Here is a 25514-nt window from a genome sequence, read left to right on the forward strand (position 1 = left end):
ACGGCAAAACGTTTACTTATTCAAGTAGCGTAACCGGTCGGCAAGCTGTTTCGGTTTGCCGGCCGGGCTTTGACTTTCTTGTAATCAGAGTACTTGTTCATGTTCCCGATGACGCCCATCGCGGCAGCGCTTGCGTTGCTGTTATGTAGCAGTGCATTTGCGGCGCCCACTTCTGTTGATAACACGCCTCGAAGTTTGCTGGCCCAGGCCAAAGGCTTGCCGGCGGAGTTCGAAGAGCACTTTTTCGATGTGCCGCTGGCGGTTCGGGTCGAGCTCGATCAACAACCCCTCGGCGAGGCGATGATTGTGTTGTCCCGCGATGACCGGGTCACTTTGCTCGAATTCACCGACACCAGTGACAGCCGTTTCAGTGCCAGCGAACGCGAGACCTGGGCCGGCGTTCTGAAACCCGGCGCGGCGCTGGGTGGTTGCGCCGGTCAATGCCCGGAACAGATGTTGGCGGTTCACTACAACCTGGAAAACTCGTTGCTGTCGATCGTCACCGAAAATGCCGAACGCGACAGCGAAGCCAAGCGGTTCTACGACCAGCCCGAAGGTGGCAGCAGCGGCCTGATGGTGCGCAACCAGCTCAACCTCAACGGCGGCCAGGACCAGGACCTGGGCGGACGTTTTGGCCTGGAAGCCAGCGGCAGCCTGGGCAACTGGAGCCAGACCTTCAACATGCAACTGGCACGCCTTGGCGGGCCGGACACCAAGACCTATCACGCCGTACACGAGCTTTACACCCAGCGCGAACTGCAAGGCAGTTTTTTCCGCCTGGGTTACTTCACCCCCAATTCCGAAGGCCTGACCCGTCAGCCGCGTTCGTTCGGCACCAGCCCCGACACCGCCGTGGGCGTGATGTACGGCAGTTCCGACAGCCTGGCGATCGACAGTCCGAAACCCAGCGTTTATCCGGTTTACGTCACCGCCAATCGCCAAGCCTCGGTGGAGATCTATCGCGATGGTTTGCTGATCAACACCCAATCGGTGCCAGCCGGTTTGCAAACCCTCGATACCCGTCCATTGCCCGGCGGTATCTACGAAGTGGAAGTGCGCCTGATCGAAGACGGCCAGACCACCTCGACCACCCAGGAACTGATCTACAAGCCGAGCAACTGGCGCAACTTTGAGGAGCGCTGGCGCTACAACCTGTTCGCCGGGCAAGAAAGCAAACTGCTGAGCAATTGGGATCAACAAGACAGTGGTGACACAACGGCGGGCGCTGCGATCAACTACCTGCTGCATCCGCGGGTGATTCTCGGGCTCTCGGCGCGTCAGGTTCGCGACACGTTGCAGTACGGCAGCTCCATCGACTGGAGCCTGGCCGACAGCGTCAACTTCTACGCCAACCTGTACCAGACCAAAGACCACGGCACCGGCGCCGATCTGCAAGCGCTCTATAACTATGGCTCGGGCAGCGTGGTGGTCAGCCACAACCGCAGCTGGCTGGACACGACTAACACCTACGACACCCTGCCCGACGGCACCCGCGTGCGCCAACGCAATGTGTTCACCGGCGAGACCAGCAATTCATCGCTGGCGCTGAACCACCGGATCAGCCGCAAGAGCTCGCTCAATGCGCGGGTCTCCCACAGCGAGGGTAACGTCGAAGGCGTCGGCGTGGACCTGGGCTGGACGCAACGCACGACGGTGCTGGGCAGCGATGCCAACTGGCGGCTGTCGCTGTTCGATCGGCCGGGCAGTTACAGCAGCGGCGATGCGCGCAATCGCGGCGTCGACCTGAGCATCAACATGGCGCTCGGCGGTCCCGGCCAGCAGATTTCCGGCAGCATCGGCAGCCGCACCGCGCGTGATGGCAGCCGCGACACCAATGCATCGCTCGGTTATCGCAAAGACCTGAAAGACCATGTGTTGCAGAGCGTTTCGGTGACCGCGCTGACCGACACCTACGGCGTTGGTCTGTCGAGCCTGGCGAACTTCCGTACCGGTGCGATCAACGGCGACGGGTTTATCCAGCGTTCATCGTTCAACGGCAATTTCACCGGTGGCTTGAACCTGGACAGCACGGTGGTCGTCGGTGGTCAGCGCGTGGCGCTGACCAGCCAGCATCAAGGCCGCGTCGCCGGGATGATCGTCGATGTCGAGTCCGATATCGATGGCATCGCACTGCGTGCCGACGATCTCAGTGGCGGCAGCGCGGCGCTACGGCCGGGGCGCAATTTCATTCCGCTCACGGCTTACAAAAACAGCTCGGTGAGCTTCGACTTCGAAGGCAACGACGCCCCGGCGGCCAGCATCGAGCCGTCCCGCACCCGCTATCACCTGAACAAGGGCGGCGTCGAATATCGCAAGGTCTACGTAATGAAAACCCTGACCGTGCTCGGTCGCCTGGTCGACCCGCAAGGGCGGCCGCTCAAGGGCCACCACGTGATCAACCACGCCAGCCGTGGCGTGAGTGAAGTCGACGGGTTCTTCTCGATGGAAATGCACGCGGGGTCGCCGACGCTGCAAGTGCGTTACGCCGACCAGTTGCTGTGTCAGTTCCGCCTCGATACCGACAAGCACCGCAGTGAAAACAACGTGTTGATGATCGGGGATCTGCGCTGTTCGCCGGATACCTTGGCGGATGCCTCAGTGAATCGACAGGAGGCAGGCTGAATGGTGAATCGCAAGACGTATCTGCCGCAGTGGCTGTGCTTGCTGGCGCTGTTCCTGGCGCCCGCGGTCCAGGCCGCCTCCCGGGAAATCAGGGCGTTGTTCACGCCTGATCCGAACAATCCGCAAAGCGACAAGTTCGTCAACAAGACCCCCTCCAGCGGCTATTGCGCGGCTCATGCCGATCAGTGCGAGGACCACAACATCTTCAGCTTCCGCCTGCCGGTGCGTGTCAATTCCGTCAGGGTCATGCAGCCCAATGCATCCCCACGTAACAGCGCCATGTTCAAGGTTCCGTCGGGTTGGAGTGGACTCAACGTGACGAACACGCAGACCGGGGAAACGCAAAGGCTCGAGGTGCGTATCGCCGGCGTTGTCATTGTGATCTGGGATTCGGAAATCTGATGGGCTGCGCATCGATGATTCGAGCCAGCGGTGTGTTCAATGTTGTGGGGTTCAAGGTTATGAAACGTCTGTTGCCAGTAATGGGTTTGATTGGGTTTTGTGCAGGTGTGCAGGCGGGGCCGCAGATCAACGTCGGCACGGTGTACGACTATCTGGACGGTGACAAAAGCACCTACCTCAAGCGGGTGTTCAACAGCGGCGACAGCACGGCGTTCGTCAAGGTCAACATCCTGGAAATCGTCTACGACGCCGAGGGCACGCCCAGTGAAGTACCGGTCATAAGCGAGCCGGGTGCGACCTCGCGCGACGGGCTGATGGCCAGTCCGGCACGCCTGATCGTTCCGGCCAACGGCATGCAGGGCACGCGGCTGTTGTTCATGGGCGCGCGGGACACCGAGCGATATTTCCGGGTGCGCTTCATCCCGGTCGTGCCAGAAAAGGAAGACGAATTCGCCGTGTCCAGCGAAGAGCGCGAGGACTACAAAAACAACCTGTCGGCCGGCGTCAACGTGATGACCGGGTTCGGCACGGTGTTCTTCGTCAGGCCAAAGGATAGCCGCTATGACAGCGTGATCGAGAACGGCGCCAGCACCTATCGCATCCGCAACAACGGCAATACATCGGTGGTCGTCGACGAATTTCGCAACTGCTCGATCAAACAGGAAAACGAGTGCGAACCCACCACCAAGCATCACATCCGCGCGGGAAAGGAGTTCGCGTTCGACAAGAAGCCCGGACGTGAATACCGCTTCAACCTGGTGGAAGGCACTTCGAAAAAGACCCTGCGCATTGCCAGCCAGTAACGACCGGCACACGCGAGTGGCCACCGTTGCTCGCCGCTTTTTCTGACGCAACAGGTACCTGAAAAATGATCAAGTTATCGGCCATCGCCTTGTGGACAGGCGTCACGGCACTGATGAGTTCCCCGGCATTCGGCGCACGGGAGGAGCACCGCTTCGAAGTGTCGGTGGATATTCCGACCCTGGGTTTTTACGTGATACCGGCCGAGTCGAACTGGATTCATCTCGAGCAGACATTGCCCTGGAACATCAACACCAAGACGTTGGAGGGGCTGCGCAAGAACTTCGACGTCAAGCATGACAGCAGCGCCATCAATGCGCGGTTGGACAGCGAGCCCTATCTGTCCAACGGGCGTGACGAGCAGAACATTGACTTGCTCGTCAGCTTCAACGGCAAGGAACTGAGCCATGACCCGCAACCCCGTGAAGTGCTGACGCGCGCCCAGGCTGTCGCGGGCGGGCGCTTTCCCCTGCAGATCCAGCCGAAAGTGCCCGCAGGCGGGTACAAGCCAGGTCGGTACTACGGCAGCGTGCAACTGATCTTCAGTGCCGCGGCACCTTGAACCGGTCCTTCCCGGAATGAACAGGGTTATTGGAGAAAGGTATAGATGAACGTCTCACGTGGGTTATGCGGTGCTTTTATGGTTTGGCTACTTGCCGCCGGGCGTTTGAACGTACAGGTCTGCAATGGGTTTCGCCGGCTGTCGTTGCATTCCGTCGCGGCACTGCTGTCTCTGGTGTTTTCGGTGCGGGCAGAGGCCGCCTCCATAGAGGTTACGGCATCATTTACGCCTGATCCTGGCAACCCGATGCGAAACGAATTCACCAATACAACGCCTTTTAGTGGGCATTGCGCGGTCTACCCGACATTTTGTGAGGAGTTGTCCCTCTTCACTATTTTGGTTCCGATCGAATTCAACTCCACTCGCCCGATCGAAGCCGGGCATGACGATATCCGTAAGGGCGCAATGTTCAAGGTCCCGACGGAGTGGAAATCGCTACAGGTGACGCATCTGGAGACTGGGGAACAGTCGACCGTGGAGGTGCGTATCGCCTCGATTGGTGCCCGGTATTATCTGCCCGATACCGTTCAAAACGTCATTGGTCAAGGCGCTCCAGCGAGTAATCCGCTCGCGCATCAAATGCTCTGGGGTGGGTATAACTGGACGTTCCCCGTGGCGCCCTGCGCCTACACCGGAGGCAGCTTTGTCGAGCCTACCTGGCGATCGTTCTTTTGGTTGACCGCGCCCGGCGGCGCCTGCGCGCCAACGGCGGCATATCGGATCGAAAGTCTGCGCTATGACTCGTTTCAGATCGGCTACGAGCTTCGCACGCCCGAGCCGCTGAAAATGTCCAGGGGGACGTACTTGGGCAGCTACACCTACGGAGTAGGGCCGGGTCGCGATTTTGATATGGGGGATCTCATGCTGCCGGACGATGACAGCTTGACGATCAACTTTACCCTCGATGTCAAACACACCTTTAAAGTCGACATTCCTCCCGGTGGCGATAAAGTCCAGTTGGTTCCGGCGGGTGGCTGGCAAAGCTGGCTGCAGGCCGGACGCCGGCCGGTGCGCTTGCTCCGTGACCAGACCTTCAATATCTCGGCCTCAACGCGATTCAAGATGCAGTTGAGATGCGGAGTCAGCATCGATCAGACCGATTGCGTGATTGTGAACCACGCGGCGAACCGTCGAGTCAGGATGAACGTCAGCGTCAGCTTGCCGAACGGCTTGACCGATCCTTCCGGTCAACCGGTCAGGCGCCAGCGGTTGTTGCCGGGCCCGGAAAATGCGCAACAGTTTCAGCCCGGTTTCTTTGTGGACCGAGCACCGGGGATTCTGCATTTCGAGATCGAGCCACAGAACATGGAATTCATGCTGCAACCCGGTGTTGCAGGCACGTATTCCGGGAGCGTCTTTATCATCTGGGATTCGGAAATCTGATGGGCTGCGCATCGATGAGTCGAGCCAGCGGTGTGTTCAACATCCACAGTGCTACGGCACCTTGAATCGGTCTTTCCCGGAATGAACAGGGTTATTGGAGAGCGGTATAGATGATCGTCATACGTTGGTTATGGGGCGCTTTGATGGCCTGGATGCTGGCCGCCCCAGCCGGAGCCGAGCAGGTGGAAATCACTGCGTTGTTCAAACCCGATCCGGCCCGTCCGCAAGTGAACAGGTTCTTGAACACCACGCCGGCCAGTGGTTATTGCGCTCACTATCCGGAGCAGTGCAGGGTCAATCAGATGTTCAGTCTGCAGGTGCCGATTCAATTCGATTCCAGGTCGGCAATTGTGGCCAATCACGCGTCTGTGCGTCAGGGCGCCATGCTGAAGGTGCCCGCTCAATGGCAGGTGCTGACGGTCGTCCATGAAGTGACCCAGCAACCGCAGACGGTGAGGGTGCGGATTGTCGGTATCGGCTCTACCTATGAAACCGAGGATGTCATGCAACTCGTAGGCGGCGCCGCGGATTATCGTGCCGCGCACAACAATCTGTGGGGGGGGGGAAGTTGGGTCAATAGTCCTGCACCTTGCCTCTATAGCGGGGTTGGCTGGTACGACACTCGCAACTATGGTTTTTTCTGGAAAACCCCATCAGAGGCCGTGTGTGCAAAACAAGCCAAGTTCAATGTGCCGTGGCTGCGTTTCAAGCACCTCGACTTTGCCTATGAACTTGAAACGCCTGACCCCTTGGCCATGACGTCGGGGCATTACCTGGGCTCGCTGACGTACACCGTCGGTCCCAACGGAGATTTCGATTTTGGCGATGTCATGGTGCCGACCAGTTCAACCTTGACCCTGAACTTCAACCTCGACGTGCAGCACACCCTCAAGGTCGATATTCCCCCTGGGGGTGACAAGGTCCAGCTGGTACCGGCCGGCGGCTGGCAGAGCTGGCTGCAAGCGGGGCGCAAGCCGGTGCGATTGTTTCGTGACCAGACGTTCAATATCTCGGCGTCGTCGCGCTTCAAGATGAGCCTGGAGTGCGAATTCGTTCAACTGTTCAATTGCGCGATCCGCGACCCGGTGTCGCAACGTACCGCCGTGGTGCAGGTGAGCGTCAGCCTGCCCAATGGCCTGACGGACCTCAACGGGCAGCCGGTCAATCGCCAGCCAATACGCATCCATCTGGGTCAGGAGCGTCTGGTGTTTCAACCGGGGTTCTACGTCGATCGGGCGCCCGGCACCCTGCACTTTGAAATGTCGCCTTTTTGGGTGGACGAGATCGTGAAGTCCGGTGAAGGAGGCAGTTATCGCGGCAATATCGTGGTGATCTGGGATTCCGAAGTGTGAGGGGGCTGATGCAGCGTGACGGCATTTGTGCCGTCAGCTGCATCAGCCGGGGTTATTGACCGGCTCGCTTCAAGGCTTCACGGGTCAAGCGTCTCGACAACTCTTTCTCCTCGTCACCCAAGTCGACGAGCAACCTGTCAAAGATCGCCTCGCTGATCGGTTCATCGGCGAAGACCACCGTCGCGGGCACCGGCAGATCGTTCATGAGTTCATTGAGGTGACTGCGCAATTGGGCTCGCTGACGGTCCGATGTGGATTCGACCCATTCGAGCTGAGTGGCGCGCAGGGTCTCAAGCACCTCGGATTTGTGCTGATACTGGCGTTTGTTCGCTTCGATCTGCCCCGGGTATTTTTCTCGCAGATAGTCCTCCCAAAACGCTTGCTCAAGCATCTTGCTGACCAGGCCATCACCTTCGCCCAAAGCCAGAACCGTGTCGTACGCCTGATCGATCATGGCGTCAGTGACACCGGACACCGGCCGGTACAGCATGCCTTCGGATTGCCAAGGCAGTTTCAAGCGATCGGCCAGGCCCGTCTGGTAAGCCAGATAGACTTCGACATCGTCCGGGTCGCCGCCGCGACTGGCAATATCGGCGCGGGCAATCTCGTTGACGTGCTCCAGCCGCGCGGCGCCTTTGGCCAGGGTTACCAGTTTCTGCTCCAGCTCCACCGGGTCCGTGGAGTACGACCAGGCCTCGGAAGCCAGCACCTGAACGCCCATGTTGTTGAACAACTGCGCCCCGGCGTCGGCACAATCGACCGGCGCGATGGCCATGGTGTAGAGCTTTTCGCGCAGGGCGGTGTCGATGTAAACCGCGTCGAGCATGCGCACCACGCGTTGCATCAACTGCCGGCGGGGCTCTCCACCGAGGCGATAGTCGGCAGAACTTCTTGTGTCGTGGACCACGGTCAGGAACCGATGGGATTGCGGGTCGTCGGTCAGTTCAAGCCAGTGTGTCGCCCGTTCTATTCCCCAACCGGGCACGTCGGCCCAGTTGTTCGGGTTGGTGGCGTTGATGACCACGTTGATCGGGCTGGTGGACGCCACGATGGGCTCTGGCGGCAGCTTCAGCGAGCGGCGGATTTCCTGGTACCGAAGCTGGTTCGGCTCCGTCAGGCTACCGACATCCAGCCGCGTCCGCGCCACGACCCAGGCTTGTGGTGACCCAGGAACGACTTCGGGAATCAGGCTGATCGGATTTTCCCGCAGGTCCAGCAGGAAACCGCGTGGTCTGGTTTTGGCCAGCGTGCCTTGCGGCCATGTCGTCAGTCCGGTTTTTTTCATCGCGACCACTTTCAGCCTGGGCATGCGGCTGATGTCTGGCAGCAACGCCAGCGGGTTGCCGTCGAGCCTGAGGATTTCCAGGTAGGTCAGGTGCTTGAGTTGTTCGACGGCGCTCGCGTCCAGCACGATCAAGTTATCGCTTAATTGCAGCCGTTCCAGTCGGTGCAGTGAGCCGATGTTTTTCGGCAGGCTCGTCAGCTCGCAGTCTCTGGCGCTCAGTTGGCGAAGGCTCGGGAACGCTTTGAGCAGTCCGTTCGACTCGCTGGAAAACCGCGTGTTGTCTAGTTTCAGGACGGTGATTTTATCGAGGAATTTTTGCAGCTCCGCTGGGCGCTTTGCCCACCAGGTTTGCAGGTTCAGTGGGAGCATTTCTCTGGAGAGGTCCAGCGAATAGCTGTCTGGGTCGGTGCGGCTGCCGATGTCGGTTTTTTTTCGCTCGAAGCTTTCCAGGAGTCGCTCGGCGATATGGAGACCGCCGCCATCACGATAGTCATTGCTGCCGGGGCCCCATGAGGTTTCTTGCTGGTAGTCCCAGCGATTGAGAATGCCGCGCAGTTCATCAAGTTCGTTTTCTCGTTGCTCGATGGCTTTCATCGGCTCGCCTTTGGCAATCAAGGCATTGGCGAAGGCGTCGACCTCGTTGTCGCTGAAGTCCGGATGCAGGTCCAGGATGCGCTCTTGCAGGGTTTCGCCGTCTTTGCTGGTGAACGCGCCGCGCACCAGTAAAACCGTCTGGTGCTCGGGCACGGCACGGATCGGCGGTGTGGCGAGAATCGTCCGACGTTCGCCAGTGGGCTCAAGCTTGACCATGACCCACTGCCTGAACAACTCGGCGTCCCCCGGCTTGTAGCCCAGTGCGTTATGGCCATTGCGTTCGGTGGCGTAGAGCAGGGCTTCGAAGAAGCCCTCCGCAGCATGGATTGGTTTATCCGCCCCATCGCGTACCTCATATTTCCCCGCGTCGCCATGAATCAAAACCCGGACTCGCGTTGCATTTTCAGGCCCCGCGCTACACCGCACCTCACCCTCGAAGGTCCCCTCACGAATTTCAATACGCAGGTCGCCGAAGGTGTCGCTGTTGATGCGCAAGGTGCCCAGCACCAGGCGTTCGGTGTCGATGTTGCTCAAGGCGTCATCGTACAAACCGTGGGCCGCGCGCACCGATTGCGTCTCGAATTGCAGTTCCCGCGCCTGGCTTTTCAGGCGCAGCGGCAGACGTTTTTTCTGTTCGATCTGCTGGCGCTCTTTAGCGCTGGCGTTGGCGAGAATTTTTTGCGCCACCGTATCAGGCAATTCCGCAAACTCGCTGAACAGCGAGGACATGTCGGCGGGTAGCGGGGTAATCGGGGACACGGGTGATCCGAGCCGTTGCAAGGTATCGGTCAACAACGGCGGCAGCGGTGCGCTGTCCATGTGCATCCGGCGCAGCGCGGCTTCGTCGGTGCCGCTGATCTGGCGAATCTGTTCCAGCTGCTCGTCGCTGAAGGCATCGGTGGTGTGACCGAGGCGTCGCATCAAGGTCGGGCTTTGCCACTCGCGCGGGTTTTCCGTTTCGCTGACCCACGCGCCTTGGCCGTTATGCCGCAGGGTTGGCGAATAGGCTTCGGGTCTTTGCGGATGCCGGATGCGGTGCTGCCCGGTGGACGGGTCTTCTCGCACTTCGAAGTGTTGATTGTCCAATCGCAGGATGCGTTGTTCCTGATGCTGGTAAATGCCCAGTGCATCGGGTTTCGCGTCTGTCGGCAAGGCTGATGCGTTCAGCTCATACGGTGCCAGATCGGGGTTCCACAAACGGGCCTGCCCATTAGCCAGGTTCACCGGTTTCAGGCCTTCGAAAAATGGTGAGAGTTTGGCCCGTGCGATATTGCCAATCGCCGCTCCCGCAGCGAACGCGCCCAGCTGCACGACACTTTCCAGCACGCTGATGGTCTGCTCGCCCGCCTCGGCCAAGCGGCCTTCGGCCAGATCGACGAGACCCTCGACCACTTCGTCGGTCAGTTGATACGCCGTGTAGGCCAACATCAACGTGCCGAGGCCTGGCACCAACGGTGTCGCCACCAGCAATGCGACGTTGAGTATGTCCGAGAGTATTTTTTCCAGGTTATCCCACCAGGCCCAACGCGCCATGCGGTCGGCGTAGGCGGTGGAAATCGCGATCTCACGGGCATCGTTGAGGATCTTGTTGAGTTTCTGGCGGTAGAAATAGCCCCACAGATCGTTGTTGAAGCGGGTCTGGCGATCGTCCTGCACCTTCGTCAACGTGAATTGCAGGTTGGGGTTATCCACAGGTGTTTCACGCCAACTCGGCAGGTTCGATCCCGCCGTGGTTGGCTGCCATTTGATTTTGCTCAGACGCTCATTCAACTCGGCAAAGAAATGCCCGCGCTGCTGATGATCGACGAATTGGCTGAAGAACTGCTGGTAGCTTTCGGTGGAGGATGTGTCCCGCAACTGCCGCGTCAGTTCGGCCATGAATTCCAGCGGTGATGCGTATTGTTTGAGCGGGTGCTGCGGGTCATGGGGGACGTACGCAATCACCGCAGCGGTGGCACTGGCAGTGAATACGTCGGGGGCGAGCAGGACCACACCGGTCAGCGAGGCATCCATCATCGACAGGTTGTAATAGCCGACAGGTTGCCCCTGCCATTGCAGGTTTCTGCGGTCATCGAGCATGCCCTGCACGACGTCGTATGCGTCCTGGTCGATGTCGTTGTTCATCAGCGCCATTCGCGCCGCGACATTCAGTGCACTCTTCTGGCTGAGGGTGACTTTGTGGCGCAGGACGTTGCTGGCGACGGTGTTGGTCGGCAGTAAAAATTCATTCAGGTGCTGTTCGTATCGGGCGCCAATGTCCAGTTCGCGGCACAGTGTCTTGAACTGATCGATGCTCAGTTTGTGCTTGAGCTGTTTAACCCCGAAATGCCCGCGGGCGTCGGGGCGGGTGATGAATTCCGAGTCCTGGCTGAATGCCTCATCGCGCGAAAAGTTATGCAGCGCAGCCTCCAGCAACGACACCGTTCGACTGGTCGTTCCTGCGGAAAAGTCATGCACCCACCACGAGGTTTTCACGGGGGCATACAGGCGCAGCCAGGTTTGCTCGACGTCGTCTTCGACACCGAAGCGCTCTTTCAACTTTTGTTGCAGCAAGGGTTTGACGAAGGCGTAAACATCCTGAAGATCGCTCAGCGCCTGATCCACGTTGTTCTGTGCGGTCCAGTTGAGTTTGAGGTCATTCTTCAAGCGTCGGTGGTCCGCCGACGTAGCAGTTTTATACCAATCGGGAATCTGTAACCTGGCGTTTTTCAAGGCGCTGATTCTTTGCGCGGAAGAATTCGCCAACCACGGCGGTATCGCCCTTTTGATCAATTCGTAATGGACACTTTCCGGGGCTGAGGCCGATGAATCCTGACTCGATGTTTGAAGATTTGCAGGGGAACCTGGCATTGCTTGATCGTCCGTGATGGGTGTGAGTCCGCTGACCTTGTAGGGGCGTGCTTGCTCCGGGCGGCGTTCCGACGATAGACCTGAGGGCAACGCGTTTATCCAACAAACACGCGTTATCGTTAGCGTCCATCGCGAGCGAGCTCGCTCCTACAGATTTCCTTTATTGCCCGGCTTTTTTCAGCGCCTTGCGGGTCAACTGTCTGAACAGTTCTTTTTCGCCGTCAGCAAGGTCGACGAACATCGCGTAGTACTTCTCGTCGCTGATCGGCTCATCGGTAAAGACCACCGACTCCGGCACCGGTAGATCGTTCATGAGCGCCATGAGCTGGTTGCGCCGGTCAGCTCGTTGCAGGTCCGACGAGGATTGGAGCCATTCACGCTGGGTGGATCGCAGGGTGTCCAGTGCGTCGGATTTGCTCTCGTACTGTTGTTTGTTGGTGTTGGTTTGTATCGGATAGGTTTCTTCCAGATAGTCCTGCCAAAACTGCTGTTCGAGCATTTTGTCGACCAGGCCGTCGCCTTCGCCCAAGGCCAATACCGTGTCGTACGCTTGATCGATCATGCGGTCGGTGACGCCGGACGTCAGCCTGTACAACATGCCTTCCGATTGCCAAGGCAAGTTCAAGCGATGGGCCAGGCCGGTCTGGTAGGCCAGATAGACTTCGACATCGTCAGTGGTGCCTCGGCGGTTGGCGACATCGGCGTGGGCAATCTCGTTGACCTGCTCCAGCCGTGCTGCGGCTTTGGCCAGGCTGACCAACCGCTGTTCCAGCTGCGCGGGATCGGTGGAGTATGAATACGCTTCTGAAGCGAGCACCTGAATGCCCATGTTGTTGAACAGTTGCGCCCCGGCGTCCGCACAATTGACCGGGGAAATCGCCATGGTGAAGAGCTTTTCCCGCAACTCGGTATCGATGTACACGGCGTCGAGCATGCGCACGGTGCGATGCAGCAGTAGCTCGCGGGCCGGACCACCGGCGCGGAAATCGGCAGATCTTTTGGTTTCAGTCAGCACTTCCAGGAACCGCTGGGACCTGGGGTCGTCGCTCAGTTCCGGCCAGTAGACGGTTCGCTTCGATCCCCAACCGGGCACATCGGTCCAGAACTCCGGGCGGGTCACGAGGATGTCTACGGCTGCCCGATTGTTGGAGGTCATGCTGGGCTCCGGCGGCAGTGCCAGTGCGCGACGGATGTCCTGAAAGTGCAGCTGGTTCGCTTCCGACAGGCTACCGACATCCAGTCGGGTACGCGCCACGACCCAGGCTTTCGGTGAGCCGGGAACGACTTCGGGAATCACGCTGATCGGGTTATCCCGCAGGTCCAGCAGGAAGCCGCGAGGTCTGGGTTTGGCCAATGTGCCTTCGGGCCATGTGGTCAGCCCGGTGTTTTTTACCGACACGACTTTCAGCCTCGGCATGCGACCAATGTCCGGCAACTGCGTAAATGAATTGCCGTCGAGTCTGAGTATTTCCAGGTAGGTCAGGTGCTTGAATTGTTCGACGGCGTTTGCGTCCAGCACGATCCTGTTGTCACTCAGTTGCAGCCGCTCCAGACGCGGCATGGCCCCGATGCTTTTCGGCAGGCTCGTGAGGTCGCAGCCTCTGGCACTGAGTTCACGAAGGTTCGGGAAGGCTTTGAGTAATCCGTTCGACTCGCTGGAAAAACGAATATTGTCGAGTTTCAAAAGGGTGATTTTATCGAGGAATTTCTGCAGCCCCTGCGGGCGTTTCGACCACCAGGTTTCCAGGTCCAGTGACGGTCCCTGTATGGACAGGTCCAACGCGTAGCTGTTCGGGTCGGTACGACCGCCCAGGCCAGTGTTCGCTCGCTCGAAGCCTTTGCCGAGGGCTGAGGCGATATGCAGGCCGCCGTTATCGCGAAACGCGTTGTAGGCGCTTTTTTCGTGCTGTTTTTTCCAGCGCGTCAGGATGTCGACCAACTCGGCGAAATCATTTTCTCGTTGCTCGATGGCGAGCAGCGGCTGGCCTTGAGCGATCAACGCATCGGCGAAGGCATCGACCTCGTTGTCACTGAAGTCCGAGTGCAGGTTCAGGATGCGCTCGTGCAGGGTTTCGCCAGCCCTGCTGTTACAGGCGCCGCGCAGCAGCAAGACGGTCTCATGCACGGGCAGGGCGCGGATGGGCGGTGTGGCAAGGATTGTGCGACGTTCGTTGGGCGCAGCAGTTTTAGCCATGACCCATTGCCTGAAATCTGCGGCGTCTCCTGGCCTATAGCCCAGCGCGAACTGTCCATTCTTTTCGGTGGCCTGAAGCAAAGCTTCAAAAAAAACATCCGCTGCATGGATCGGCTGGTCAGTGCCATCGCGCACCTGATATTTCCCTGCCTCGTCGCGAATCAGAACCCGGACTCTCGCTGCATTTTCGGGCCCGGCGCTGCACCGCAGTTCACCGTCAAAGGTGCCCTCACGAACTTCAATGCGCAGGTCGCCGAACAGGTCGCTGTTAATGCGCAAGGTGCCCAGTACCAGTCGTTCGGTGTCGATATTGCTCAAGGCATCGTGGTACAGGCCCTGGGTGGCGCGGACCGATTGCGTCTCGAATTGCAGTTCCCGCGCCTGGCTTTGCAGGCGCAATGGCAGGCGGTTGTGCTGCTCGATCTGCTGGCGCTCCTCGGCGCTGGCGTTGGCCAGGATTCTTTGCGCTACCGTGTCAGGCAACTCGGGAAATTCGCTGAACAGCGAGGACATCTCGGCGGGTAACTCGGCAACCGCAGGCGCGGCCGATCCGAGGCGTTGCAGGCTATCGATCAGCAATGGTGGCGGCGGGGCGTTGTCCATGTGCATCCGGCGCAGCGCCGCTTCCGGGATGCCGCTGATCTGGCGAATCTGTTCCAGTTGCTCATTGCTGAATTCGTCAGTGGCGTGACCCAGTCGGCGCATCAGTGCCGGGCCTTCCCACTCCCGCGGGTTCTCCGTTTCGCTGATCCACGCGCCTTGGCCGTTGTGCCGCAGGGTCGGTGCGTAGGCGTCGTCTCGCTGCGGATGCTGGATGCGGTATTGCCCGGTGGCGGGATCTTCTGCCACGTTGAAGAGTTGGTCGTCGAGCCGCACGATTTGCTGGCCTTGATGCTGATGGATGCCTAACTGATCCGGCCGGATTTCCGTCGGCAGCGCCAAGTCCGATTGCTGATAAGGGGTGAGGTCAGGGTTCCACAGGCGCGTCTGGTCATCAGGCAATTGCACCGGTTTCAGGCCTTCGAAAAACGGCGAGAGTTTCGCTCGTGCCACGTTGCCAATCATCGTTCCTGCGGCGAACGCGCCCAGCTGTACAACACTTTCCAGTACCCCGATAGCCTGCTCGCCGGCCTCGGCCACGCGGCCTTCGGCCAGATCGACAAGGCCCTCGACCACTTCGTCGGTCAGTTGATACGCGGTGTAGGCCAGCATCAACTCGCCCAGGCCGGGCAGCAACGGCGTCGCCACCAGCAACGCAACGTTGAGAATGTCCGAGAGCATTTTTTCCAGGTTGTCCCACCAGGCCCAGCGGGCCATGCGGTCGGCGTACTCGGTGGAAATCGCGATTTCCCGGGCATCGTTGAGAATCTTGTTCAGCTTCTGGCGGTAGAAGTATTCCCACAGATCGCCGGTGAAGCGGGTCGCGCGATCATCCTGAATCTTCGTCAGGCCAAATTGCAGATTGGGGTTATCCACAGGCGTTTCGCGCCAGCTGGGCAGGTTTGATCCCGGCGCGGCCGGCTGCCATTGCACTTTGCTCAAGCGGTCATTCAACCCGGCAAAAAAATGCCCGCGTTGCTGATGGTCGACGAACTGGCTGAAGAACTGCTGATAAATTTCGGGGGATGAGGTATCGCGTAACTGCCGTGTCAGTTCAGTCATGAACTCCAGCGACGACGGGTATTGCTTGAGCGGGTGTTGCGGGTCGTGGGGGACATAGGCGAGCAGGGGAGCAGGTTCGCCGTTGGCAAGTGTTTCGGCAGTGATCACGACAATGCCGGTGAGCGCTGCGTCCATCATCGCCAGGTTGTAATAGGCGATGCGTTGACCGTTCCATCGCTGAATCTCATGGTCGTCGAGCATCCCCCGTACCAGGTCAAAGGCATCCTGGTCGATGTCTTTTTTCATCAGGGCCATGTGGGCCGCGACGGTGAGTGCGTGCTTCTGGCTGAGGGTGACTTTGTGGCGCAGGACGCTGCTTGCCACAGGGTTTGCCGACAGAAAAAACTCGTTCAGATGCTGTTCGTATCGGGCACCGATGTCCAATTCGCGACAAAGGGACTTGAACTGCCCGATGCTGATTTTTTGCTTCAGGTGTTTTGTTGTGAAATGACCAAGGGCATTGGGGCGCGTAATGAATTCAGAGTCGTCGGTGAAGGTCTCGCCGCTGGAAAAGTTATGCAGCGCGGCATCGAGCAAGGAGATGGTACGGCTGCGAGTGCCTGATCCGAAGTCGTGCACCCACCAAGACGAATTCACCGGTGCGTACAAGCGCAGCCAGGTTTGCTCGACGTCATCCTCTACACCTAAGCGATCTTTCAAGGCTTGTTGCAACAAGGGTTTGGCGTAGGCGGCAACGTCTTGCAGATTGCTCAGCGCCTTATCGACGTGGTTCTGCGCGTTCCAGGCCAACTCCATTTCATGTTTCAGGTTTTGGTGGGCCTCGGTCGACGCATTTCTGTGCCAGTCGGGCAACGTCACTTTGACGGTTTTCAGGGCTTCGACGCGCGCAGGTGAGGTGTTCAGCAGCCAGGCAGGAATGGCCTTTTTGACCAACTCATAGTGAACACTGTTATCGGGATCGGCGGAAGGCGCCTGATCTGACCGATCCAGTGTCTGGGGTATTTTGTACATCGTTTGATCGTCCATTGATCAAGAGTGGAGCGACCAGACTAGGTAAGCGGCTTGCCCAAAAAAAGCTCAAAAACCTGCTTGAAACGGTGCTTGTTCTCGCGTCGAACCCCGCAAAATCAAAGAGTGAAAAATACATAATTACCGCCAAGGCAAACGCAATATGTAGCCGCTGGCGAAGCCTGCGTTCGGTTCTGTAGCAGCTGTCGAGCTGCGAGGCTGCGTTCGGCTGCGCAGCAGTCGTAAACCCTGAGTGCACGTGGGTCTGAGGTACCGCATCGTCTGATTTTACGACTGCTGCGCAGCCGAACGCAGGCTTCGCCAGCTGCTACAGGGAACGTGTGACGGCGATGGGAGGTGTAGCGGCGCCGTTTAGTGTTCAGCCGTTGCTACGACGGGCTGCTCGCACATGGTGTGCGTGCCCGGTTGCAGATACGGCGACAGAATCGGCGCCATGCCCTTGAGCACTTGCACCGGCAGCGCCGAGGTGAACTTGAAGTTCTCCGCCGAGCGCCCCGGCACGAACGCGGTCAGGGTGCCGAAGTGGGTATCGCCGATGTAGAACACGAAGGTGGCCGTGCGGTTGATCGATTTGGAGCTGAGAATCCGCCCGCCGGAACCGATGGCTTCGATGCGGTTGTCACCGGTGCCGGTCTTGCCGCCCATGGCCAGCGGGGTGCCGTCGGCTGTTTTGAAACTGCCGGACACGCGTTTGGCCGTACCGGCATCCACCACCTGGGAGAGGGCTTCGCGCATCGCCGAGGCCACTTCGGATGGCATGACCCGCTTGCCGACATCCGGGTCATTGACCAGTTGGGTTTCATACGGCGTGTTTGCCGCAAAGTGCAAGCTGTCGATGCGCAGTGTCGGCATGCGCACACCATCGTTGAGAATCGTGCCGATCAACTCCGCCAGCGCCGCAGGACGGTCGCCGGAGCTGCCGATGGCGGTGGCCAGCGAGGGCACCAGATGGTCGAACGGATAGCCGACTTTCTGCCAGCGCTGATGAATGTCGAGGAACGCCTCGATCTCCAGCATGGTGCGAATACGGCTGTCGCGGGCGCCCTTGTGTTTGCTCTTGAACAGCCAGCTATACACCTCCTGGCGTTCGAACTGACTGGCTTTGACGATCTGGCTGAACTTGGCGTCGGGGTTGTTCAGCAGGTAGCCCATCAACCACAAATCAAGTGGATGGACCTTGGCGATGAAGCCTTGGTCCGGCAGGTCATACATGCCTGGCCGGTAATTCTCGTAGAGACGTTCCAGACGTTCGTCGGTGAGTTTTTCGGTGAGCTTGGCGCCTTTGAGGTGCGAACGCACGAAGCTGTTGAAGCTTTCCTGGCTGGCCTGTGGCAGCAAATAGCGGTGTACCGCAGCCATGCGAATCGGCGTCGGGCGCATGCTGTCGAGGAAGGTCTCAAGCCGCGCCTGGGTGTCCTTGTTTTTGTACTTTTTCCAGAACTTCAGCAGGAACGATGTGCCTTCGCGGTCGGCGAACGAGGCCAGGTATTCCTGACGCCTTGGGTCGCGGTCGTCCTTGAGCAGTTCGGCACTGTTGTTGGGACCGGAATAGGTGGTGTAGCGCACCAGGTCACGCATCAGCCGAATGAACGGCAGGTTGATCGACTCTCGGATTGCATCGCGCAGGGTCGGCAAGCGGCCGTTGTCTTCGTTGCGAAAGTTATGGAACGTGTGCAGCCCGCCACCGGTGAAAAAAGCCTCGCCGGGGCTGGCGGAATATTTGCGGTCCAGGGCGGCCCCCAGCATCGTCCGCAGGTCGCGATCCTTGTTCTGGATCAGGTAATCGACGGCCCAGCGGCTCAGACGGTCCTGATCCGGAACGTCGACTTTTTTCAGTTCCGGGACGGTCATCGCGGCGTATTTGTCATGCAGTTCGGCAATGATCTGCAAGTAGGTGGTCAGCACGCGCATTTTGGCGGTGGAGCCCAGTTCCAGTTTGCTGCCTTCGTTGATATCGAATGGCTGATCGGTGCTGTCGGTCTGCACCCGCACCCGCGAGCCGTCCGGAGTCAGTTCGAACAGCGTGAAGCTGTAGCGCACTTGCGTGGTACTGGTGGGGGTGAGCAGGCGTTCGCCGATCAGGCCGATTTCCGCCGCAAACGCCGGGTCGGCCAGGTGCTTGAGGTATTCGGTGGCCTTGGTTTGCAACTCGCCTTGCAGGGTGCTGGTGGCCGAGAGGTCGAGGCGGTCGAGGTCGTACAGTGGACGGTTGAGCAAGCCGCCCAAACGGCTGCGCGCCACACTGATGCCCTTGTTGGTTTCGATCGGCTGGATGGTTGGCTGGGTTTGCCAGTCGCGATAGGTCACTTTGCTGGCCAACGCCGCTGCCGCCAGGGGCGCATCGATCACGCCGTTCTGCGCCAGCAGGCGAATGTGGCTGTCGGTGAGGTCGGCCAGTTCGTCGTGACCCTTGGTCAGGTAATGCGAAGGGCGGCGCTGGGCAATCATCAATGAGAGCATTTCACGCAGGGCCAGGCCTTTTTCGGCCATGCTTTTCGGATCGGTCGCGGTGCTGGCCAGCCGTTCGTTGGCCTTGTTGAAGTCGGCGCCGTACCAGACGCGCAGGCCTTCGGCCATGCCATGCACTTCACCGTGACCCGGTACGGCTGACAGCGGCACGCTGTTGAGGTAGTCGCGAACCACGTTCTGCCGCGCTTCAAGGGTTTGCGGCCCAGCCTGATAAGCCCGCACGCTGGCGGAAATCATCTGGCGTATTTTTTCCCCTCCCGACACCGTCAAGCCATCGGGCGAATGCCGGTACTTCTCAAGTTGCGTGGCCAGGGTGCTGCCGCCCGCCGACTGGCCGGGCAGGTGCATCAGCTTGGCGACCTGGGACCAGGCGGCCATGCCGAACCGTGGCCAATCCACCGCAGGGTTGGCCAGCGGCTGACGCGGATCGAGCAGGAAGCGGTTTTCGATGAACAGCAAGCTGTTGACCACCACCGGCGGGATCGCTGCAAAGCTGGAATAGAGCTGTTGTGGGTATTTGTACTGGTACAGCGGTGCCGCGCGGCAATCGGTGATCAATAACCCGGCCTGGATTTTCTCGGCATAGGGCACGAAAAAACCCTTGTCGCTGTAGTTCATCAGCGCCGGGGAAAAGCGTGTTTGCGATGAAATGACGTAATCACGCTTGAGCAGCCGTGGCAGGAATTCATCCAGGGAGCTGTAGCCCAGTCGCAGATCGAACGGCCCTGCACCGGGGTAGCGAATCGCGTCGCTGGGGCCGGGTTGCATGTCGTAACTCAGGGACTCGGCATATTTGCTGACTTCCCGGGCTTGAAATTTCGAGGTGCGCATTTCCTTGGCAGCGGCCAGGCCCAGGACAATCAGAATAATCAGCAGCAATAACCAGAACGCCTTCCAGCCGTGCTTGGTGCGAAGGGTTTTTTCAGGTAAAGGCGCTTCATCCACACGTTCAGTCGGAACCACGGTTTTACTCGAATCGGTTTGCCATAAAGCGCCCATAGTCGATTGATCCATTCACGCAGATTGATCGGACTTGTCTGAAGCTTAGACGGTGGATGGCGATGGTGAAAAAATTGTGAGGATCCAAAGTTGGGATTCGGGTACCTATCCGTTTTTCGGTAATGGTTGTTTTTTGATCGTGTACATATCCGTTTCTGCGGTAACGGCTGCTGGCGGTTTCGCTCTTACAGCGAGTCCCTTTTTCAAACGCCAAAAAGGAACCAAAAGGCTTTGCCCCTCCATTCGGTGCCTCGCTAAGGCTCGGCATGCCCTCACTCCGGCATTGCTCCGGGGGCCCGCCGCCATCGGCCATCCATGGCCGGGGGCGGCTACCGCGGCATCCTTGCCGCGGTACCCCCTACGCAACGCCTGCGTTCGGCCTCTGGGAAAGGGGCGGCAGATCTGAAGCCAAAGCAAAGCAAAGCAACGGCAAGATCAACAGCATCGCGATCAGGTAACTGGGGAATGCGTGTGTAGAAATCAGGCCGGCCTGCAGGCCGCCGTGCTTTTGATTTTGACGCACCGCCCCATCGAGAGGCCGAGTGGAGGTTCTGCGCAGTGGGCAACCCGGCATGGATGCCGGGTTAGCCGCCCCCGGCCATGGATGGCCGATGGCGGCGGGCCCACGGAGCAGGACCGGAGCGAGGGCATGCCGAGCCTTAGCGAGGCACCGAACGAAAGGGGCAGAAGCGCTTTGGTTACTTTCGACTGGGCCGGCTTCCGGATTTTCGAAAGTGACCCGCCGTAAGGGCGGAACCAATATCAGCCGTTACCGCAGCAATGGATATGTACAAAGAAAGCCTGAAACAACCGACCCAGAGCCCTACACAGTACTAAAGACCCCACACAGAATCATGACGATGCACCAAAGCCGTGCAATACTCCCCAGCGCTTCAAACAGCGACAAATCCTACAAATCCCAGACAATCTATCTCTGCAAACCCCCGCTTTACCGAGATTAACGACTGAATTTTGTGGTTTATAGAGTGAAAATCTCTGTCGCCAGCTTTTTATACTGCACGCCCCGCTGATCTTGCAGGTTTTGTCCTACAAGACGGGTTTGCCCACAAGGCAGCCCGGTATCAGGAAGCGCCGGCTTACCCGCCTGCGATTCATTGACTCGGTGGTCATACCCAATAACAAGACGAGGTTGTACCCCTATGCCAGTTGGCAACCACCTGCCCCAAGGCGAAACCGCTCAAGGCGGCCCGCTCAAACGCGAACTCGGCGAACGGCATATTCGCTTGATGGCACTCGGTGCCTGTATCGGCGTCGGCCTGTTCCTTGGATCGGCCAAGGCCATCGAAATGGCCGGCCCGGCCATCATGCTGTCCTACATCATCGGCGGTCTGGCGATCCTGGTGATCATGCGCGCCCTCGGCGAAATGGCCGTGCACAACCCGGTCGCCGGCTCCTTCAGCCGTTACGCGCAAGACTACCTCGGCCCCTTGGCGGGCTTCCTGACCGGCTGGAACTACTGGTTCCTGTGGCTGGTGACCTGCGTGGCGGAAATCACTGCGGTGGCGGTGTACATGGGCGTCTGGTTCCCCGACGTGCCGCGCTGGATCTGGGCACTGTCGGCCTTGATCAGCATGGGCACCATCAACCTGATCGCCGTGAAGGCCTTCGGTGAATTCGAATTCTGGTTCGCCCTGATCAAAATCGTCACCATCATTGCCATGGTGATCGGCGGCATCGGTGTGATCGCCTTCGGTTTTGGCAACGACGGTGTGGCGCTGGGCGTTTCCAACCTGTGGGCTCACGGCGGCTTCATGCCCAACGGCGTGCAAGGCGTGTTGATGTCGCTGCAAATGGTCATGTTCGCCTACCTCGGCGTCGAGATGATCGGCCTGACCGCCGGTGAAGCGAAGAACCCGCAGAAAACCATTCCTAATGCGATCGGCTCGGTGTTCTGGCGGATTCTGCTGTTCTACGTCGGCGCGTTGTTCGTGATCCTGTCGATCTACCCGTGGAACGAAATCGGCACCCAAGGCAGTCCGTTCGTCATGACGTTCGAGCGTCTGGGCATCAAGACCGCCGCCGGCATCATCAACTTCGTGGTGATTACCGCCGCGCTGTCGTCCTGCAACGGCGGCATCTTCAGCACCGGGCGCATGCTCTACAGCCTGGCGCAGAACGGCCAGGCCCCGGCCGGCTTCGCCACAACTTCGAGCAACGGTGTGCCGCGTCGCGCCTTGCTGCTGTCGATCGGCGCCTTGCTGCTGGGCGTACTGCTCAACTACCTGGTGCCGGAAAAAGTCTTCGTCTGGGTGACCGCAATTGCCACCTTCGGCGCGATCTGGACCTGGGTGATGATCCTGCTGGCCCAACTCAAGTTCCGCCAAGGCCTGAGCGCCAGCGAACGTGCCGGCCTGAAATACAAAATGTGGCTGTACCCGGTCAGTTCGTACCTGGCGCTGGCATTCCTGGTGCTGGTGGTCGGCCTGATGGCGTACTTCCCGGACACCCGCGTGGCGCTGTATGTCGGCCCGGCGTTTCTGGTGCTGCTGACAGTGTTGTTCTACGTGTTCAAGCTGCAACCGACCAATGTGTCGCAAGGTGCGGTGCGTTCGGCTTCGTAAGTCGTAACGCCTGAAACGCAAAAGCCCCGGTCGTGATGATCGGGGCTTTTTGTTGAGGCACGCTTTACTGCGGCAAGGCGCTGGCGACTCGAACCGGTGCGGTCAACCGCTTGTTGAACTCCAGCCACGCGCCCAGCAACGCCATCAACCCGGCCCCCAGCAACGCCGTGAAAATCTGCATCGCGAAGGCATCGTCGGTCAGCGCGTTGAGCATGTCCGCCAGCGGCGCCAGCAGCACCCCGAGGCAGAAGATCTCCAGGGAAAAACGTCCCATGCGGCAGCATTGCTGCGCCAGCCAGTTCTGCGTCCATCCGGTGTCTGGAAGCAGTTTCGCGGTGACGTAAGCCAGTGCCAGGAAATGCACCAGGCGCACCGGCGACAGGTCGGTCTTGCTGATCGGGTACAACAGGTTGCTCAGGCTGGCGGGCATCAAGGCGTCATGAATCGGCGGCCAGCGCCATGCCACGGTAATCACCCCAGCGACCACCACGTACACCGCCGCGCTCACAAACAACGGCTGGCGCGCCAGCGGGCGAGTGTCGGACAAGCGTGGCCGGGTGCCGTGAATTGCCGCCGCGCCGCCGAGTACAAACAGCAGCTGCCAGGCGACGGGGTTGAAGTACCACACGCCGTCCTTGATGGCGGCCAGGTTCCAGCCAAACAGCGGCACCATCAGGTACACCGCCAACGACATGACCACCACCACCCAGGCCTTGCGCACCAGCAGCGGCAGCACCAGCGGCAGGCCCGCCAGCAACAAAATGTACAGCGGCAACGGGTCCATCAGGTTCGGCTTGAAGCGCAGCAGGAGCTCATCGATCAAGGCCTGCTGGGGTTCGCTGATGAAGTGATGCATGCCCATTTCTTCGACCAGGTCGCGGGTTTCCACGTGGCTGTTGGCGAAGAACACAATGCCCATCAGCATCGCCAGCAGGAAAATATGCACCACGTAGAGCACCCACGCGCGCCGCAGGATTTTGATGCAGGCGATCAGAAAACCGTCGCGGGCGAGGATTTTGCCGTAGGCCAGGACGGCCGCATAACCGGCCAGGAACACGAAGATTTCGGCAGCGTCGCTGAAGCCGAAGTTACGCAAGGTGATTTGACCCAACGGGTTGTGGGGCACGTGATCCCAGAAGATGAAGATCAATGCCAGGCCCCGGAAAAAATCGATCCGGTGATCGCGCTCAAACGTCATGACGGCGGGCTCGTGAACGGGTGTTGAAATAAGGAGTAGCCGAAGGCGCCGGTGAGTGCGCGCCGTGCATCGGGCGGCGCGCAGGGTGGCGTGATTCGCCGGCAATTGCAAAGTCTGGATATTACGGGATGTCTCATGGCATCGCATTGCGCGTTAACCGCTGGTCTGAAAGGCCATCAGACCTGTGATTTCTGACAGTAGACAGGTTCAAAGCCTTATGACGGGTTCGTGCCACGCTCGGAGCAGGAGGGTCACCATGCGACTCATGTGGAAAGGGTTTTCCAGCTACACCGTGATCGGGGTCGCCAACACGCTGATTCACTGGCAAATCTTTTTCCTGCTCAGCGTCGCGGCTGGTTGCAGTCAGGCACTCAGCAACCTGGCCGCCTTCTGCGTGGCCGCCTCGTTTTCCTTCTACATGAACGCGTTGTACACCTTCGACGCCAAGGCCTCGGTCGGCGGTTATCTGCTGTTTCTCGCGGCCATGGGCGCGTTGAGCCTCGGCGTCGGCCATGCAGGAGACGTATGGCGACTGCACGGTCTGCTGACAGTGGCTATATTTTCGGCGTCGAGCCTGGTGTTGGGCTTCCTGTTTTCAAAGTACGTGGTGTTTCGCGAGCGTGACACATGAAAGTCTCGTTGATCGTTCCAGTATTCAATGAAGAACAGGCGATCAGCCTGTTTTATCTGGCGGTGCGGCGTGAGTTGAAGCTTGAAAACGGTGAGGTCGAGATCGTGTTCATCAACGATGGCAGTTCCGACCGCACGGCTGAGCAGGTCAAAGCCCTGGCGCAGGCCGATGAACAGGTCATGCTGATTAACTTCTCACGTAACTTCGGCAAGGAACCGGCGCTGTTCGCCGGCCTGGAGTATGCCACCGGCGATGCGGTGATCCCCATGGACGTGGACCTGCAGGATCCGATCAGCGTGATCCCGCGCTTGATTGAAGAATGGCAGAAAGGCGCCGACGTGGTGCTCGCCAAGCGCCGCGACCGGACCGCCGACAGCTATTTGAAACGCTACAGCGCGGCGATGTTCTACCACTTGCTGAACCGTATTGCGTACACCCGCATCGAAGAGAACGTCGGCGATTTTCGGCTTATGGACCGCAAGGTGGTCGACGTGATTCGCGCACTGCCCGAGCATCAGTTGTTCATGAAGGGCGTGCTGTCGTGGGCCGGGTTCAACACGGTGGTGGTGGAGTACGAACGTGCCAGGCGGGTGGCGGGATCCAGCAAGTTCAACGGCTGGAAGCTGTGGAACCTGGCGCTGGAAGGCGTGACCTCGTTCAGCACGGTGCCGTTGCGGTTGTGGACGTACATCGGTGGCGGGATTTCGATCTTCGCGGTGCTCTACGCGGTGTACATGGTGCTGGACAAGATTTTCTTCGGCAACAGCGTGCCCGGTTATCCGTCGTTGATGACCGCCATTCTGTTTCTCGGCGGCGTACAACTGATCGGCATCGGCATCCTCGGTGAGTACGTCGGCCGCATCTACATCGAGGCCAAGCATCGACCGCGCTACGTGGTCAAAGACATCGTCGGCGGCAAAGACCGGCGCGGTCTTTAG

The 25514-nt window shown here is 59.3% G+C and carries 13 protein-coding genes; 9 read left to right on the forward strand and 4 right to left on the reverse strand.

Annotated features, from left to right (window positions below; translation table 11 throughout):
• Positions 1-99 precede the first annotated feature (99 nt).
• From ACA057_RS05430 to ACA057_RS05455, 6 genes are all read left to right on the forward strand, one after another.
• Positions 100-2622 carry a CS1-pili formation C-terminal domain-containing protein gene (locus tag ACA057_RS05430; RefSeq protein WP_497346528.1) on the forward strand — a complete coding sequence of 841 codons (2523 nt, stop codon included), beginning with the start codon at positions 100-102 and terminating at the stop codon, positions 2620-2622.
• Positions 2623-3024 (forward strand): hypothetical protein, encoded by a 402-nt coding sequence (locus ACA057_RS05435; protein ID WP_497346530.1) that lies wholly within the window; start codon positions 2623-2625, stop codon positions 3022-3024.
• A gap of 59 nt (positions 3025-3083) precedes the next feature.
• Positions 3084-3827 (forward strand): molecular chaperone, encoded by a 744-nt coding sequence (locus tag ACA057_RS05440; RefSeq protein ID WP_497346532.1) that lies wholly within the window; start codon positions 3084-3086, stop codon positions 3825-3827.
• A 65-nt stretch (positions 3828-3892) separates the two neighbouring features.
• Positions 3893-4387, forward strand: a complete 495-nt coding sequence (locus tag ACA057_RS05445) for a CS1 type fimbrial major subunit (protein WP_497346534.1) — start codon at positions 3893-3895, stop codon at positions 4385-4387.
• Between the two features lie 45 nt (positions 4388-4432).
• Positions 4433-5770 (forward strand): hypothetical protein, encoded by a 1338-nt coding sequence (locus tag ACA057_RS05450; RefSeq protein ID WP_497346536.1) that lies wholly within the window; start codon positions 4433-4435, stop codon positions 5768-5770.
• A gap of 110 nt (positions 5771-5880) precedes the next feature.
• Positions 5881-7122: a hypothetical protein gene (locus tag ACA057_RS05455; protein ID WP_497346538.1), complete on the forward strand. Its 1242-nt coding sequence runs from the start codon at positions 5881-5883 to the stop codon at positions 7120-7122.
• A gap of 52 nt (positions 7123-7174) precedes the next feature.
• Here ACA057_RS05455 and ACA057_RS05460 read toward each other — a convergent pair whose 3' ends face one another.
• From ACA057_RS05460 to ACA057_RS05470, 3 genes are all read right to left on the reverse strand, one after another.
• On the reverse strand, positions 7175-11851 hold the full coding sequence (locus ACA057_RS05460; RefSeq protein WP_497346540.1) for a dermonecrotic toxin domain-containing protein: 4677 nt from the start codon (positions 11849-11851) through the stop codon (positions 7175-7177).
• Positions 11852-12011: 160 nt separating this feature from the next.
• Positions 12012-16679 (reverse strand): dermonecrotic toxin domain-containing protein, encoded by a 4668-nt coding sequence (locus tag ACA057_RS05465; protein ID WP_497346542.1) that lies wholly within the window; start codon positions 16677-16679, stop codon positions 12012-12014.
• Positions 16680-17048: 369 nt separating this feature from the next.
• Positions 17049-20165, reverse strand: coding sequence for a transglycosylase domain-containing protein (locus tag ACA057_RS05470; RefSeq protein ID WP_497346544.1), 3117 nt, complete (start codon positions 20163-20165; stop codon positions 17049-17051).
• A 1160-nt stretch (positions 20166-21325) separates the two neighbouring features.
• Here ACA057_RS05470 and ACA057_RS05475 point away from each other — a divergent pair.
• Positions 21326-22747 (forward strand): amino acid permease, encoded by a 1422-nt coding sequence (locus tag ACA057_RS05475; protein WP_497346546.1) that lies wholly within the window; start codon positions 21326-21328, stop codon positions 22745-22747.
• A gap of 64 nt (positions 22748-22811) precedes the next feature.
• Here the strand turns inward: ACA057_RS05475 and ACA057_RS05480 are convergent, their stop codons facing one another.
• The gene (locus ACA057_RS05480; RefSeq protein WP_497346548.1) at positions 22812-23945 is read right to left on the reverse strand and encodes an OpgC family protein; all 1134 of its coding nucleotides are present in this window, start codon (positions 23943-23945) and stop codon (positions 22812-22814) included.
• Between the two features lie 256 nt (positions 23946-24201).
• On the opposite strand from ACA057_RS05480, the gene ACA057_RS05485 reads away from it, so the two are divergent.
• Both ACA057_RS05485 and ACA057_RS05490 read left to right on the forward strand, forming a co-directional pair.
• Complete coding sequence (locus ACA057_RS05485) at positions 24202-24576, forward strand: GtrA family protein (protein WP_497346550.1); 375 nt, start codon at positions 24202-24204, stop codon at positions 24574-24576.
• Entirely contained in the window at positions 24573-25514 is a 942-nt protein-coding gene (locus ACA057_RS05490) for a glycosyltransferase family 2 protein (RefSeq protein WP_497346552.1), read from the forward strand. The genes ACA057_RS05485 and ACA057_RS05490 overlap by 4 nt, the downstream gene beginning before the upstream one ends.

The sequence above is a fragment of the Pseudomonas sp. LBUM1661 genome, assembly GCF_059695925.1.